Raw genomic sequence first — 16,142 nt, 5'->3', positions numbered from 1 at the left:
CTTTTCGATTATACGAGCGGACCGCCAAGTGCTTCAATTTCCGGTGCAATATGCTTAAATTTTTGGAAGTTTTCGCGGAATTTTGCGGCCAGTTCTTTTGCTTTTTGTTCATATGCGTTTTTATCAGCCCAAGTATTTTGCGGCTGCAGCACTTCATCTGGCACTCCTGGAATATGAAGTGGAATGGCCAAGCCAAAAATAGGGTCTTTCACTGTTTCAACATTGTCCAGTTCTCCTTCGACAGCTGCTTGCACCATCGCACGGGTGTAGGCAAGCTTCATGCGGCTGCCGACTCCGTACTCCCCGCCGGTCCAACCAGTGTTGACAAGGAATACCCGCACGTTATGTTCCGTGATTTTTTTGCCGAGCATTTCCGCATAGCGCACGGCTGGAAGCGGCAAAAACGGAGCGCCAAAGCAAGTAGAGAATGTCGCTTGCGGAGAAGTGATTCCTCGTTCGGTGCCGGCGAGCTTGCTCGTATAGCCGCTTAAGAAATGGTACATTGCTTGTTCACGCGTCAGTTTGCTAATTGGCGGCAATACGCCAAACGCGTCTGCGGTTAAGAAAATAATCGTCGATGGGTGGCCGGCAATGCTTGGATCCACGATGTTGGCAATGGCCTGAATCGGGTAAGCCGCACGCGTATTTTCCGTTAATGTCGCATCATCGTAATTTGGTATTCTTGTATGCTCATCGATTACCACGTTTTCGAGCACCGCTCCGAACCCGATGGCGTCAAAGATTTGCGGTTCTTTTTCGCGGGATAGGTTAATGCATTTCGCATAACATCCGCCTTCGATATTAAAGATGCCGCGGTTTGACCAACCGTGTTCGTCATCACCGATTAAGCGGCGGTTTGGATCAGCGGAAAGCGTCGTTTTTCCTGTTCCCGACAGTCCGAAGAATAATGCAACGTCTCCTTCTTTGCCGACGTTGGCTGAGCAATGCATTGAAAGAATCCCTTGCTCTGGAAGCAAATAGTTCATCACCGAGAAAATCGATTTTTTCATTTCGCCGGCATATTCCGTTCCGCCGATTAACACGATGCGGCGCTCAAAAGAGATGATAATAAACGCTTCTGATCTTGTTCCGTCCACCGCCGGATCTGCTTTGAAATTTGGAGCAGAGATCACCGTAAATTGCGCTTCATGTGTTTGTAATTCCTCTGCGCTTGGGCGAATAAATAATTGATGGGCAAATAAATTATGCCAAGCGAATTCGTTAATCACTTGAATCGGCAAACGATATTTAGGATCAGCACCGGCAAATCCTTTAAAGACAAAAACTTCATCTTGTTTCATTAAATGATCAAGCACTTTATTATATAAATTTTCAAACACTTCTTCCGAAATCGGCTGGTTGACTGTTCCCCAATCGATTTTTGCTTTTGTCGATGCTTCTTCGACAATGTATTTATCCTTTGGCGAGCGGCCTGTATATTTTCCTGTCGTTACCGCCACCGCCCCAGTAGCTGTTAAGTGACCTTCCTTACGCTGCAGCACTTTTTCCACCAGCTGTGCTACCGATAAATTGTGAAATACGTTTGGTTTTTGCAATAATAAAGAAAGTTTATTGGTCATTTTTGCGATCCCCATTTTCAAAACCTACCTTTTTTTATTTAATAATCCTTATAAAATAGTATAACACATTTTTATTATTAGTCCATACTATTTGTGACGATTTCTTTTGTTTATTTTTCCTGTTTTTTTCATAAAAAATTCGCCGCATTTTGTTGACTTTTCGAGCTTCATTACGATATGATAAGTCATTGAACGGATACTCTTATCCCGAGTTGGCGGAGGGACAGGCCCAATGAAGCCCAGCAACCGTCACAACTGGAAACATGTGAAATGGTGCTAACCTGTGGCAAGGCGGTGTCCTTGAACGATAAGAGTGAAAGGAGCAATTACGATTGCAATGACCTTTCCTCACCGTTACAGGAAAGGTTTTTTTATATGAGAAAATGAAACAAGGGAAATGAGTACCGTATCGCCCCGCCGTTTACGGCATTATCATTTTCGATGTTTGATTATATAAAGAGGAGGAAAATGCCGAATGTCATCAAAAAGACGTTTATTTACTTCAGAGTCTGTAACAGAAGGCCATCCGGATAAAATTTGCGACCAAATTTCCGATGCAATTTTAGATGCGATCCTAGAAAAAGACCCGAACGCTCGCGTTGCCTGCGAAACGAGTGTGACAACAGGGCTCGTGCTCGTAAGCGGAGAAATTACGACATCAACATATGTCGACATTCCAAGAATCGTTCGCGATACGGTTCGCGAAATTGGCTATACGCGTGCTAAATTCGGTTTTGATGCGGATACATGCGCCGTGTTGACATCGATTGACGAGCAGTCGCCAGATATCGCGATGGGAGTCGATCGGGCGTTAGAAGCTCGTGAAGGTCAGATGACTGACGAGGAAATCGAAGCGATCGGCGCCGGTGACCAAGGGCTTATGTTTGGCTTTGCCTGCAATGAAACAGAAGAGTTAATGCCGCTTCCGATTTCATTGGCGCACCGTTTGGCACGCCGCTTGGCGGAAGTGCGTAAGGAAGATGTTTTGCCATATTTACGTCCAGACGGTAAGACACAAGTAACGGTGGAATATGATGAAAATGGCAAACCTGTTCGCGTCGATACGATTGTCGTGTCCGCGCAGCATCATCCAGAAGTTACGCAAGAACAAATTGAACGCGATATTAAAGAACATGTCATTAAGCCGGTAGTGCCAGCCGGGCTCATCGATGAAAATACGAAATATTTTATTAACCCAACAGGTCGCTTTGTTATCGGCGGGCCTCAAGGCGACGCGGGATTAACGGGACGGAAAATTATTGTGGACACATACGGCGGCTACGCACGTCACGGCGGCGGTGCGTTCTCCGGAAAAGATCCAACAAAAGTAGACCGTTCTGCTGCGTATGCGGCCCGTTATGTCGCGAAAAATATCGTGGCGGCAGGACTTGCCGATAAGTGTGAAGTGCAATTGGCCTATGCGATTGGGGTGGCAAGACCGGTCTCGATTTCGATTGACACATTTGGCACGGGAAAAGTATCCGAAGACATTTTAATCGAAGTCGTGCGCAACAACTTCGACCTGCGCCCGGCAGGAATTATTAAAATGTTGGATTTGCGCCGTCCGATTTACAAGCAAACGGCTGCTTACGGCCATTTTGGACGTACGGATATCGACCTGCCATGGGAGCGTACGGATAAAGCAGAAGCATTGAAAGAGCAAGCTTTTGCGTTAGCGAAGCAATAATAAAACAGAAAAGGGAGTTACATTCGTTTATGTAGCTCTCTCTTTTTTTTACGATAATAAAGTTTTTTTGCAAAATAAAAAAATAAAGGATAGACGTAACGACAAGACTCACATTTCGCACCCTCTCGACGAAAATCGGGAGGATTTTTTCGTTCCGATGTCGAATGAATCCTTGACACACAAGGAACGTAAAGGAGTTTTTCACTTATGAACGTTCAAGTCAAAAAGGTCTATCGCAATTCTTATTTGAATATAATAAGTGCCCTATTCAAGAAACTGGGTCTGCCTCAATTGATTGACCATCTCGTGCCCGTCGATCCGCAGTGCCAAACGCGAGTCAGCGATGCCGTTCAGGCCATCCTCTACAATGTGTTTGACGGCCGGCAAGCCCTTGTTCACTTGGAACATTGGGCTCAGGAGGTCGATTGTGAGAAACTCATCCGTCCCGATCTCCATCCTTCCTGGTTGAACGACGATGCGTTGGCCCGTCATCTCGATCGCCTGTATGAGGCTGGCATTCACAACGTCATCAGCACTTGCTTGATTCATATTTATCGAAAAGAAGGCCTTTCCCTCCGAGCCTTCCACGCCGATACGACGGACAAGACCGTTTACGGCGCGTATGAATCGGCCTCGTTAGAGGCCTTACAAATCACACATGGCTACAACCGCCATCATCGTTGGCAAAAACAGATCGGTTTCGGACTGGTCGGCAACGAGGACGGCATCCCGTTTTACGGCGATGTGCACGATGGCAACCTGCCCGATAAAACATGGAATCCCGAGGTGCTGTCTCGTGTCCATGAACAGCTGAAGCAGGCCAAAATCGAAGACGAATGGATTTACGTGGCCGATTCCGCCGCGATGACGAAAGAGACCCTGGCGCAAACCAAAGCGGCCAACGCCTTTTTGATCACCAGAGGCCCTTCGTCGCTCCGGATCGTGAAAACCGCGCTGGCCGAAGCGGATGCTGAGGACACGACGTGGAGCGATCCCTTTACGTTGGCGGAGAGAAACGGCGCCACGTACCGGGTATGGGAAACGGCCTCGACGTATGAAGGCCACCCCGTTCGGCTGATCGTTGTTGAATCGAGCGCGCTCGACCAGCGAAAAGGAAAGACGCTTGAAAAAGAACGAACCAAAGAAGCGGAGCTTCTTCGCGAGGAACAAGCCCGTTGGGAGCGTCACCCCTTCTCCTGCCGGGAAGATGCCGAACAAGCCTTGGCGTCCCTCAAGGCGTCCCTTCGCCCCCGGTTTCATCGGGTTGAGGCCGCGGTCGAAGAGATCGTACGCCTGAAAAAACGGCGCGGACGGCCGAAAAAAGGGGCGGAACCCGAGGTGGAGACGCTGTATTTCTTGCACCTTGACGTCGAATTCGACCAAGACGCGTGGGAACAGGCGAGACGGAAAGCGTCCCGGTTTGTCCTTGTCACGACCGTTCCGAAGGAATGGAAGGGCCAACCCATGGATGCCCAAGAGATCTTGAAGCTGTATAAAGGGCAGATCTCGGTGGAAATGAACTTCGCTTTTTTGAAAGATCCGTTTTTCACGGATGAGATTTACGATGATGTATAAAATTTTGTGTAAAGCATTTTACTAGATCAAAATAAAAAAGGTAGGGTATTCTCTGATTGAACCCAAACATTCCAGAGAAAGGAGAACCCTACCTATGTCTAAAAGTATACCGAATGTCGACTGGGCAAATCAACTGGAAAGTGTCATTCGTCAGTTTGTAAAGGAAAAATTAGAACTGATCATGCGGGAAGAAATCAAGAATTTCCTCGAAATAGAACAGGCCGGAACATCAAATATGAGAAACGGCTACTATCAACGAAATCTAGATACGCAATATGGCCGGATTGAAGGTCTTTTGGTCCCTAGAGACCGAAACGGAGAATTTCAAACACAGTTGTTTGCCCCTTACCAACGGCACACCGGCTGGCTGGAGGAAGCAATCATTAGGATGTACCAAAGTGGCATGAGTACACGGGAAATTGGCAAGTTTATCGAACGAATTCTAGGAAGCACCTATTCTCCTGCGACGATCAGCCGTATTACCGATGTCGTGAAGGAAGACATCGAGAAATGGCACACTCGTCCACTGCACAAGCGTTATTCCGTCTTATATTTGGATGGTTTATACGTAAAACTTCGTCGCGAAACCGTGGAGAAAGAAGTCATTTATGTGGTGTTAGGGGTGAACGAAGAAGGATATCGCGAAATTCTTGATTTCTTTGTGGGAGGACAAGAAAGCGCCTATGTATGGCAGGAAATTCTTCAACACCTCTACCAAAGAGGCGCCAAGGAAGTGCTTCTGGGCATATTCGATGGACTACCAGGGTTGGAGGAAGCCTTTAAGGCGGTTTATCCGAAAGCCGATGTGCAGCGTTGTGTCGTTCACAAAGTCCGTAACACGCTCCATCGTGTTCGGAAAAAAGACCAATTTGAAGTGGCCGAGGATCTCAGGCTGATTTATCGCGCGCCGAATAAGGAGATGGCGTTACAGATGTTTCAACAGTTTGAGTCGAAATGGTCAAGCAAGTATCCGAGAGAAGTTCAATCTTGGGCCAATGAGTTGGATGTCCTCCTTACATTTATGGATTATCCAAGCAGTATTCGAAGTGTGATTTACACGACGAATGCCATTGAACGAACGATCAAGGAGATTCGGAAACGTCTAAAGCCGATGAACAGTTTGAATAGTTTAGAAGCCGCTGAAAAAATCGTATATTTGACCATTCAAGATTTTAATGAGAAATGGGCAGGGCGAAAGTTGCGAGGATTTGCCGAAGCACAGGAAGCCCTCGAGCGAATGTTTGAAGAACGTTATCATTAACCAAATACTGTAAATAAACAAAATAGGGGGATTCTCCCTTTCCACACAGGAGACTGAATATTCAGTCTCCTGTGTGGAGGAAACTAGTTCCCTATTCATTCCAAATCCATTTCAGAGAAACCCTACCCCCATTATATTACACAAAATTCTTGACGGTACCAGATTTACGTCAAAAAACCAGAACGGGTCGCAGTATTAGGCTATTTGTTTCTGTTGGCCTTGGCTATTTACCGCGTTTTTCAGCGCCGAGTGCGTCAGTTTATTACTCCAGAACACCCGTTGAAGGGTCCTGGAGGCCGCAAGCTGACCCGGCCGACGGGACAGGCGATTTTTCAGCTGTTTCAATATGTGAACGTCGTCCTGTTCAAGCTGCCGGATGGGCGCATCCAACGCTCACTGGATCGCTCCCTTACCCCTGATCAGCGAAGGATTCTGCAGGGATTGGGCATGGATGAGAGCATCTACGTGTAACGTGATACGGAACGACCAGCGATGGTAAAAAAAGGATTGCCATCGCTCGTTGTGTTGGTCAAAAAGTTATTCTGAAAAACTAAATAAAAAATCCTTTGTTTTGACCTTGTTAGGGTGCGAAATGTGAGACAAGAGCATCTGTTTCGACTGATTTAAAGAAAAGATTGTTGATAATTTGTTTTGAAAAATGTTATAGTCCTATTGTTCCAACGTAAGGTATAACCAATCGGTTGAAGAAGGAGTAGGTGAAACAAACATGTGCGGGTTTATTGGATGCATTCATGATGAGCCGAAAATGTTAGAGGAGCAATGGAAGAAAACATTCGAAGAAATGAATGATATGATTATACATCGTGGTCCCGATGATAGTGGATATTATTTTGATGAATATGTCCGTTTCGGGTTCCGACGCTTAAGCATCATTGATTTAGAAGCAGGCCACCAGCCGCTTTCTTACGAAAATGAGCGGTATTGGATTATTTTTAATGGCGAAATTTACAATTACCTTGAGCTGCGGGATGAATTAGTGGAAAAAGGATATGAATTTGCAACCAACTCGGATACGGAAGTTATTATCGCGCTTTACAGCGCTGAAAAAGAAAAAGCGGTAGAAAAGCTTCGCGGCATGTTTGCGTTTGTCATTTGGGATAAAGAAGAAAAAACGATTTTTGCCGCGCGTGACCCATTCGGCATTAAGCCGTTTTTCTACTTGGAAGAAGCGGGTCGTACGTTTTTTGCATCGGAAAAGAAAAGTATTTTGCATGCGATGGAAAACGACGTTCTTGATTATAATGCGCTGCAGCACTATTTAACATTCCAATATGTGCCTGAGCCAATGACCATGTCCGCTGGGATTAAAAAATTGGAGCCGGGCCACTATATCAAAAAGAAAGTCGGTGAAAAATTAACGGTACACCGCTATTGGAAAGCGCGGTTCCAGCCTGTATGGAAATCGGAAGACGAATTTGTGAAAGAAATTCGCGATGTTTTATTCGATTCTGTACGCGTACATATGCGCAGTGATGTGCCGGTTGGTTCATTTTTATCGGGCGGAATCGATTCTTCGCTGATTGCTTCGATTGCGAAGCAGTTTCATCCGAACATCAAAACTTTTTCGGTCGGTTTTGAACGGGAAGGATTTAGCGAAATTGATGTTGCGAAAGAAACGGCAGAAAAATTAGGTGTCGAAAACATTAGCTATGTTATTTCGCCGGAAGAGTATATGGAAGAATTGCCAAAAATTATGTGGCATATGGATGATCCGCTTGCCGACCCGGCAGCTGTTCCGCTTTATTTTGTCGCCCGCGAAGCGAGAAAGCATGTAACGGTTGTCCTTTCCGGAGAAGGAGCGGATGAGTTATTTGGCGGGTATAACATTTATCGCGAACCGCAATCATTGGAAATGTTTGAACGGATCCCTAACCCGGTAAAATCCGCATTACGCGTCATTGCTCATATGCTTCCAGAAGGCGTCAAAGGAAAAAGCTTTATCGAACGCGGATTAACTCCGATGGAAGAACGTTACATTGGAAATGCGAAAATGTATAGTGAAGAAGAAAAGCAAGGTTTGTTGAAATCTTACAAACATGGGTTGGAATATACGAAGATTACTCGTCCGTTTTATGAAGAGACAACCCATTATCCACCGGTGAATCGGATGCAATATATTGATATTCACACATGGTTGCGAGGAGATATTTTGTTAAAGGCCGACAAAATGACGATGGCCCATTCGTTGGAATTGCGCGTCCCATTTTTAGACAAGGCCGTCTTTGAAGTGGCGGCAAAAATTCCGCCGGAAATGAAAACGGCTAATAATACGACGAAATACATTTTGCGCAAAGCGGCAGAAGGCATTGTTCCGGATCATGTTCTTCATCGCAAAAAGCTTGGCTTCCCAGTGCCGATTCGCCATTGGCTTAAAAATGAAATGCATGATTGGGCAAAAACAATCATCAAGGAAAGTGAAACCGATCATTTATTCCATAAAGATGTGTTATATCGCTTGTTAGAAGAGCATTGTGCCAATAAAGCGGATCATAGCCGCAAAATTTGGACGGTGCTAGTATTTATGATTTGGCATCAAGTGTATATCGAAAGAAAGTACGATTTTTCCCATCTATATAAAAAAGACAGACAACCCCTATCCATCTAATCAGGTTGATAGGTGATTGCCTGTCTTCCCATTTGCGCCCAGGCGTCTAAAAAATCGTCCTTGGGCGCTTTTTTATTTTTTCGCCTGTAAGCGGATCATTGAAATAAATATAATCTTCGTCATATCCCGTAATAACGACGGAATGTTCGTAATACGTAATTTTAATCGGTCCGCTCGGTGTTTCCCATTCGCGAAAGGCTGATTCCGGCAGTTTTTTATACGTGCTGTTGGTGATAACCCAAATTGGTGCCCCTTTGGAAAGATATTGCTGCAGTACGGAAAATTCGCTGCCGGTTATGTCCATGATTTTGCCGGGTAAATATATTTCGGCAAGCTGTTTAATTGGTTTGTGATACACGCCTAAGCCTGGCGTGGTGAGCGAGTGCATGTCGCCAACAAAACCGTCATTTGGATTGCCAAAATATACTTTTCCATTCTTTCGTTGAAACGGAGTTGGGTCTTTTTTAACTTGTTTAGCAAGCGTTACTTTGTCCGCCTGAACACCGGCATCTTGTAGAAGCATCGCCAAGCTCGTGACCTCGCAGCCGCGCGGCAATTCGGGAAGTTGGCGAATGGCTGGCACATCAAGCAGCACAGAAGGTTTGATTTCCTTCTCTACAGAGGGAGAAATAACATCCTCTATCAGTGCTTCTTCCTTTGCTAAAAGAGATTGTTTTAAACGCGCGATCGTTGTTTCTATTTTTTGGTTGAACAACAGTGCTGCGAGAAGACAAAACATAAAAAGAGAAATAAGTGCCGGTTTCGATAATGCTTTTATTAGTGAAAATACAATAAACAATGCGATCACAATGATGAAAAGAACCAAGATGGTAGACATAACATTACTCCTTATAATCGGAATGTCTGTAAACTACTCGCTACTTAGCTAACGCTTGAAGTGTGAGCTTCTCAGTTCCACGACGAAAGCAGCCTTTCGTCTCCCTGAGCGTAACTTCGGGTCGTTCCAACCCTAGATATCCGATCATTCGGAGATTCTTTTGTACCTTGGATATTTTACGCATGTATTTTACGCATGGAAGGCATTCGCTTGGTTTTCGCATTGTGCTCCATGCAACCACATATATCCAGTTAGCAAAGAATACATTATAAAATAATAACATATGTTCGATAGAAAAAGCAATTTTAGGTACACTTAACCGAATTTCATCTCCCACTTTCATTGGTGCTATCGCATCTTCGCGTTTAGAAGTGGGAGACTTTTTTCGGGAATATGTCAAAATTACGGGAACGATGATCATTGTTTTAGCTGCAAGACTTTATAGTATTGCCCCTTTTCCACATATTCGCGGCGAATTCGCTCCATCTCGCGGACATCTTCTTCGGTCAGTTCGCGAATAACTTTAGCGGGACGGCCAAACGCGAGCGTGTGCGGCGGAATTTTTTTTCCTTGTGGAACGAGGCTGCCGGCGCCGATAAATGCTCCTTCGCCGATTTCCGCCCCATCAAGGATAATCGAACCCATGCCAATTAGTGCGTTTTTGCGGATGATGGCGCTATGCAAGATGACTTGATGGCCGACGGTGACGCCATCTTCAATGATAAGCGGATTATTTGGACTTTGATGCAAAATTGAGTTATCTTGAATATTGACGCGATTGCCGATGATTGTTGGGGCGACATCGCCGCGAATGACGGTATTAAACCAAATACTCGTTTCTTCCCCAATGATCACGTCGCCGGTAATGGTGACATAATCGGCAATAAAGGCAGATTCAGCAATCTTCGGAACCTTTCCTTTGTACGGGTAAATCATACGTTTCTTTCCTTTCGTTAAATGTTTCGGTATTATTATTGTACAAATAATGGCACGATTCGTAAACGGAGGAGATTTAGCAATGTGGAAATGGGAGGCAAACGACGGAAAAGGAACGGTGGTGATTGTCCACAGAGCAGCCGAACATCATGGACGGTACCAATGGCTGATCGAGCGCTTGGTGAAAAGCGGATATCATGTTGTCGCCGGAGATTTGCCGGGGCAGGGACGGACAACGCGGCGAAAACGTGGACATATTCAATCGTTTGATGAATATATTAATGAAGTAGCCGATTGGATCGAAGAGGCACAGTCATTTCATAAGCCGATATTTCTTATCGGCCACAGCATGGGAGGGCTGGTAGTCATCCGCACCTTGCAGGAGAAAAAACGCCTTCCTGTCCGCGGAGTTATTTTATCTTCACCTTGTTTGGGGCTTGTGTCGTATCCATCCAAGGGGCTTGATATGCTCTCTAGAGTATTGAATTATATTGCCCCCTCTCTTTTATTTGATTCAGGACTGTCTGTTGCACTGGCAACAAGAAATAAAGAAGTGCATGAGGCGGATCAACAGGATGAGCTGTATGTGACGAAAGTATCTGTCCGCTGGTATCGCGAACTGGTGAAGGCGATGGAATTGGCGTTTCGCCGCGTTGCGAAATTTCCTGATATTCCGTTGCTGCTCATGCAGGGCGGCGACGATAAAATTGTCGACAAAACGAAGGTAAAAGAATGGTTTGATCATTTATCCATTTCGGAAAAAATGTATAAAGAATGGAATCAATTATACCATGAAATTTTTAATGAACCGGAGCGGGAAGATGTTTTCTTATATGCCAAATCGTTTTTAGATACGCAATGCCAGCTATATCGTTAAACCATGTCATTTTTGCATCTGAGGTGAGCCTATTGAAAATACCAACGCATCCGATCACACTAATGAAAAAAGTATATCGTGACGTTTTTCCCGTTGTACACCGCGAATTGGCTTATTGGAAACAAAAGGCGGAGCGAATTCCCGACCCGGAGCTGCGCAGACAAGCATTGGCCAGCATTGCAACAAAAACGTTTCATTGCGAGGGCGGCGCCATTTTATCGCTGCTTGCTGGAGAAGATATGGAAGAGTGCATTCGTTTTATCGTCGCGTATCAAACGATCAGCGATTACTTGGATAATTTATGTGACCGAAGCACATCACTAGATCCGCTTGACTTCCGCGCTCTTCATGAATCGATGCCGGATGCCCTGTCGATTGATGCCGATGTGGCAAATTATTACCGCCACCGACAGGAACAAGATGATGGCGGCTATTTGCATGACCTTGTCCGCACGTGTCAAAACGTTTTGCAAAAAGTAGCCCATTACGATAAAATTATGCCGTTTTTGCATGAACTAGCGGGATATTATTGTGATTTGCAAGTACATAAACATGTGCATGTCGAGGAGCGCGTGCCGCGCCTGGAAAAATGGTTTAAACAATACAAAGACCAGCTTCCGCCGATGGAATGGTATGAGTTTTCCGCTTGCTCCGGCTCTACGCTAGGTATTTTTTGTTTAGTTGCTTACGCTTTCAGCGAAACATTTCAAACGGAAATGGCCAAACAAATACGCGACGGTTATTTTCCGTATATACAAGGGCTGCATATTTTGCTTGATTATTTAATTGACCAGGAAGAAGATCGGTTAGGCGGAGACTTGAATTTCTGTTTTTACTACCCAAGCCAGTCCGTTTTATTGGAACGGTTATGCCATTTTATTGAAGAGGCCGACCGGCATGTGAGTGCGTTGCCGCATGGAGAGTTTCACCGCCTTATTCACCGCGGCCTTCTCGGTCTATATTTATCGGATGAAAAAGTGAAAAAACAGCGCGAGCTTCGCCGCCTTGCGAGAAAGCTTGTCCGTGCAGGCGGGGCGGTTTCTTGGTTTTTTTACTGGAACGGAAAAGCGTATCGCTTATGGCAGAACAAGCTTTCATCGTCTTTTAAACAAAAAAGGCTGTCTCTTTCCTAAACGAGGGACAGCCTTTTTATCGTTTTTCGATGGCAATAATAAAAGGGGGATTGTTTTTTTGGTTGATGAATGCATATTTTAATACATGAACGCGTTTTTGGTCCATTTCTCTTACATAATCAAGAAGCGCGTCCCGTTCGATGACGCCTTCCGGATGGCCATGATAGACGACGAGGACGATGATGCCTTCTTTTTTCATGATTTGCAGCAATTGTTCAATGGCGCGGATCGTTGACTCCGGTTTCGTCACAATCCGTTTATCGCCGCCGGGCAGGTAGCCGAGGTTAAATATCGCGCCGGTGATGCGGCCATGATAGACATCAGGGATTTTTTCAATTAATTGGTCATGGCTGGCCTGAAATAATGTCACCCGCTCTAGCAAATGATGCTCTTGAAGGCGGGCGGATGTCGCCGCAATTGCTTCCTGTTGAATGTCAAAACCGAATACGCGGCCTTTCTCTCCGACGCGCTCTGCCAAATAAAGCGTATCATGTCCGTTTCCGACCGTGGCATCGACGGCGATATCGCCTTCTTTCACCGCCATGTCCATTAATACGCGCGTAAACGGAAGAATTTTCGCCAATTTCATCGCTGGACCACTTCTTTTTTGTAATATTTCCCTTGATAGCTGTCGCGGCGTTCGAGTTCGGCGTCAATGGCGTTTAACACTTCCCATTTATTGACGCTCCACATTGGACCGATCATGAGATCGATCGGGCCATCGCCGGTGATGCGATGTACGACCATTTCCGGAGGCAATACTTCCAATTGGTCGCAGACAAGGTTTACATATTCTTCAAAGGATAGAAATTGCACCAACCCTTTTTCATATTGCTTTACCATCGGCGTTCCTTTTAATAAATGAAGCAAATGGATTTTGATTCCTTGTATATCCATGCTGGCTACCGTTTTTGCCGTTTCCATCATCATATCATAATCTTCCAGCGGCAGCCCGTTAATAATATGCGCACAGACACGGATTCCGTGTTTGCGCAATTTTTCGACTCCATCGACAAAGCATTGAAAATCGTGGGCTCGGTTAATCAGCAGGGCCGTCCGCTCGTGAACCGTCTGCAAACCAAGCTCGACCCATAAATACGTGCGCTCATTCAGCTCCGCCAAATATTCCACAACATCGTCAGGAAGGCAGTCCGGTCGCGTGGCAATGGACAACCCGACTACCCCGTCTAAGTTTAAGACGGTTTCGTATTTCTCCCGCAACACTTCTACCGGCGCATGTGTGTTTGTGAATGCCTGGAAGTAAGCTAAATATTTTCCATCTTTCCATTTTTGATGCATTTTTTCCTTAATGGTATGAAACTGTGTCACTAAATCATCGGCGCGATTGCCGGCAAAATCGCCTGATCCCGCCGCACTGCAAAACGTACAGCCGCCATACGCCACCGTTCCATCGCGGTTCGGGCAGTCAAAGCCGCCGTCAAGCGCGACTTTAAACACTTTATGTCCGAACGTTTGCCGCAGATGATAATTCCACGTATGGTAACGCTTATGGTCATTTGTATATGGAAATGGGTTGAACTGTGCCAACACAGCTCCCTCCTTGTTTGTAAAATCATATCATTTCAGCATTGTATCACGATTGGCGGAAAAAATCGACTATTACCAATCATTAACGTGATAGGCGGAAAATAAAATGCGCACATTAAAAAATGAGACAAACGATTAATGGTTGGAGGGAAAATAAATGGCAACGCGGCAATCGGTCGAAGAATTTTTACAGCATTGCGAAGATGTCATTCGTTATGCGAAAGAGCAATACACGGAATCACAAAAGCAAGAGCATTATAACATAACGGAATATACAGAGGCGCAGCAAATGCTGGAGAGCGCCGTCAATGATTTGGCACATTTAGCGCGCAGCTGCAACGCCCAGCAACGCGAACAATTGCATCGGATGCGCCTGCAGCTTGAGCAACTGCAAAATCAAATGATTTTACTTGATCGTTAAAGGGAGTGTATGTCGTGAAAAAGTCGAAACAAAACAATCCGGAACAAAAAACGAGAAACGGAATTCATCATAACGATCTCGAGCTCGGCAAAGATTTCGATCCGGTAAAGCAGGCGAAAAAAGCGTATGAACAAACGGGCGGGCAGCCGCAAAAATCGAAGCAGCATATCGAAGAATAAAAAGCTTGTCGAATCGCCGGCAAGCTTATTTTTTATTGCTTTTATTTCATAAAATCCATACAATTATTTTGGCACTCGAAATATCGAAGGAGGATGCACATATGCCCCGTGAGCTTTGGATATTAATGGTAGGCATGGCCATGAACGTGACAGGGGCTTCTTTTTTGTGGCCGATGAATACGATTTACGTTCATGAGCAGCTTGGCAAGTCACTCTCTGTCGCTGGAATGGTGCTCATGCTCAATTCCGGGGCAAGCGTGGTTGGAAACTTAGCCGGAGGGCTATTGTTTGATAAAATTGGCGGTTTTAAGTCGATGATGATCGGAATTGTCGCGACGATGGCTGCGCTCGTTGGCCTTGTTTTCTTTCACGGATGGCCGCATTATGCCATCTTTTTAACGATCATCGGGATGGGAAGCGGAATTGTATTCCCAGTAGCGGCTGCGTATGCGGGGGCGATTTGGCCGGAGGGTGGAAGACGAGCGTTTAACAGGCTGTATGTCGCGCAAAACATCGGTGTGGCGGTTGGCTCGGCGCTTGGCGGCGTAGTTGCGTCATATTCGTTTACGCTTATTTTCTTGGCCAATTTATTGCTATATATTTCCTTTTTCTTGCTTATTGTATTTGGGCTCCGTCATGTCCACGTCGCCAAAGCGGCAAAACCACAGGCTGCAGCGGCGGAAGCGGTAAAAGTAGAGGCGCGCGCCAATTGGTACGCGCTAGTGACGCTTTGTATCGGCTATTTTTTATGCTGGATCAGCTATGTGCAATGGTCGACGACGATTGCCGCTTATACGCAGGCCCTTCATATTCCGCTACGGAAATATAGTCTCCTTTGGACGATCAACGGCGCGCTGATTGTATTGGCGCAGCCGCTCTTGTCAGCCGCGATCCGGCGCTGGATGCCTTATATCAAGCGGCAAATGCTGGTCGGGTTTGCGATTTTTGTCGTTTCCTTTGCCTTATTAAACGGCGCGGATTCATTCGTGGAATTTGCCGTCGCGATGGTCGTTTTGACAATAGCGGAGATGATCGTCTGGCCAGCGATTCCGACGGTGGCAAGCGAGCTTGCGCCGCCGGGCAAAGGCGGTTTTTACCAAGGATTTGTCAACAGCACGGCTACGGCAGGACGAATGATCGGACCCGTGCTAGGCGGCTTTATTGCTGATTGTGTAGGCATGAAATCGCTGTTTGCCGCGCTTGTTTTCTTTTCCACACTTTCGCTTGTCACGACGTTCTTCTATGATCGGAACTTGCCGAAGAAGCAAAACAAGGAGAAACAAACGGTTATAGTGGGGTAGACATGTTTTCTACTCCATTTTTTTAAATTCCATGAGGATTGCGCAACCATTCGCCGCGAACTATATGTAATTGCGAAGACGGCATCTATGAGCTAAATCCGCGGAAAATGTGGTATAAAAATAGATAAATAACACAGTCACGCGTGGATATGAACGGCATATATAGCATATAAGCTCCAT

Annotated in this window: 12 protein-coding genes, 3 pseudogenes and 1 riboswitch; of the genes and pseudogenes, 10 read left to right on the top strand and 5 right to left on the bottom strand. The window is 45.7% G+C overall.

What is annotated here, in order from left to right; translation table 11 throughout:
• Positions 1 to 8: 8 nt before the first annotated feature.
• Complete coding sequence (gene pckA, locus BDD39_RS11845; RefSeq protein ID WP_166910901.1) at positions 9 to 1,595, bottom strand: phosphoenolpyruvate carboxykinase (ATP); 1,587 nt, start codon at positions 1,593 to 1,595, stop codon at positions 9 to 11.
• Between the two features lie 184 nt (positions 1,596 to 1,779).
• Positions 1,780 to 1,894: riboswitch (SAM riboswitch) on the top strand.
• Positions 1,895 to 2,055: 161 nt separating this feature from the next.
• Between pckA and metK the strand changes: the two genes are divergently transcribed.
• From metK to asnB, 5 genes and pseudogenes are all read left to right on the top strand, one after another.
• A complete protein-coding gene (gene metK / locus BDD39_RS11840; RefSeq protein ID WP_166910899.1) occupies positions 2,056 to 3,267 on the top strand; it encodes a methionine adenosyltransferase in 1,212 nt (403 codons plus the stop codon).
• Positions 3,268 to 3,474: 207 nt separating this feature from the next.
• A pseudogene (locus tag BDD39_RS11835) lies at positions 3,475 to 4,830 on the top strand (IS1634 family transposase); the annotation flags it as partial.
• A 106-nt stretch (positions 4,831 to 4,936) separates the two neighbouring features.
• On the top strand, positions 4,937 to 6,103 hold the full coding sequence (locus BDD39_RS11830; protein WP_166907797.1) for an IS256 family transposase: 1,167 nt from the start codon (positions 4,937 to 4,939) through the stop codon (positions 6,101 to 6,103).
• Positions 6,104 to 6,262: 159 nt separating this feature from the next.
• Positions 6,263 to 6,574: pseudogene (locus BDD39_RS11825) on the top strand (IS1634 family transposase); the annotation flags it as partial.
• Positions 6,575 to 6,830: 256 nt separating this feature from the next.
• A complete protein-coding gene (asnB, locus tag BDD39_RS11820; RefSeq protein WP_166910895.1) occupies positions 6,831 to 8,729 on the top strand; it encodes an asparagine synthase (glutamine-hydrolyzing) in 1,899 nt (632 codons plus the stop codon).
• On the opposite strand, the pseudogene BDD39_RS11815 reads toward asnB, so the two are convergent.
• Both BDD39_RS11815 and BDD39_RS11810 read right to left on the bottom strand, forming a co-directional pair.
• A pseudogene (locus BDD39_RS11815) lies at positions 8,726 to 9,567 on the bottom strand (C39 family peptidase). The gene asnB and the pseudogene BDD39_RS11815 overlap by 4 nt on opposite strands.
• A gap of 417 nt (positions 9,568 to 9,984) precedes the next feature.
• Positions 9,985 to 10,503 carry a gamma carbonic anhydrase gene (locus BDD39_RS11810; RefSeq protein WP_166910893.1) on the bottom strand — a complete coding sequence of 173 codons (519 nt, stop codon included), beginning with the start codon at positions 10,501 to 10,503 and terminating at the stop codon, positions 9,985 to 9,987.
• Positions 10,504 to 10,585: 82 nt separating this feature from the next.
• Between BDD39_RS11810 and BDD39_RS11805 the strand changes: the two genes are divergently transcribed.
• Positions 10,586 to 11,380, top strand: coding sequence for an alpha/beta hydrolase (locus BDD39_RS11805; protein ID WP_166910891.1), 795 nt, complete (start codon positions 10,586 to 10,588; stop codon positions 11,378 to 11,380).
• Between the two features lie 32 nt (positions 11,381 to 11,412).
• Entirely contained in the window at positions 11,413 to 12,513 is a 1,101-nt protein-coding gene (locus tag BDD39_RS11800; protein WP_166910890.1) for a tetraprenyl-beta-curcumene synthase family protein, read from the top strand.
• Between the two features lie 16 nt (positions 12,514 to 12,529).
• Here BDD39_RS11800 and mnmM read toward each other — a convergent pair whose 3' ends face one another.
• Entirely contained in the window at positions 12,530 to 13,102 is a 573-nt protein-coding gene (gene mnmM, locus BDD39_RS11795; RefSeq protein ID WP_166910888.1) for a tRNA 5-(aminomethyl)-2-thiouridylate-methyltransferase MnmM, read from the bottom strand.
• The gene (gene mnmL / locus BDD39_RS11790; protein ID WP_166910886.1) at positions 13,099 to 14,061 is read right to left on the bottom strand and encodes a tRNA modification radical SAM protein MnmL/YtqA; all 963 of its coding nucleotides are present in this window, start codon (positions 14,059 to 14,061) and stop codon (positions 13,099 to 13,101) included. Before mnmL ends, mnmM begins: the two co-directional genes overlap by 4 nt.
• A gap of 157 nt (positions 14,062 to 14,218) precedes the next feature.
• Here mnmL and BDD39_RS11785 point away from each other — a divergent pair, with 157 nt between their 5' ends.
• From BDD39_RS11785 to BDD39_RS11775, 3 genes are all read left to right on the top strand, one after another.
• Positions 14,219 to 14,482 carry a YtzC family protein gene (locus BDD39_RS11785; RefSeq protein ID WP_166910884.1) on the top strand — a complete coding sequence of 88 codons (264 nt, stop codon included), beginning with the start codon at positions 14,219 to 14,221 and terminating at the stop codon, positions 14,480 to 14,482.
• Positions 14,483 to 14,496: 14 nt separating this feature from the next.
• The gene (locus tag BDD39_RS11780) at positions 14,497 to 14,661 is read left to right on the top strand and encodes a glycogen biosynthesis protein GlgD (protein WP_380630376.1); all 165 of its coding nucleotides are present in this window, start codon (positions 14,497 to 14,499) and stop codon (positions 14,659 to 14,661) included.
• 101 nt (positions 14,662 to 14,762) lie between these two features.
• A complete protein-coding gene (locus BDD39_RS11775; protein WP_166910879.1) occupies positions 14,763 to 15,962 on the top strand; it encodes an MDR family MFS transporter in 1,200 nt (399 codons plus the stop codon).
• Positions 15,963 to 16,142: the final 180 nt, after the last annotated feature.

It is taken from the genome of Saccharococcus thermophilus, from assembly GCF_011761475.1.
GTDB lineage: Bacteria > Bacillota > Bacilli > Bacillales > Anoxybacillaceae > Saccharococcus > Saccharococcus thermophilus.
The sequence above is the reverse complement of the archived record's forward strand: the minus strand, read 5'-3'. Positions and strand labels throughout refer to the sequence as shown.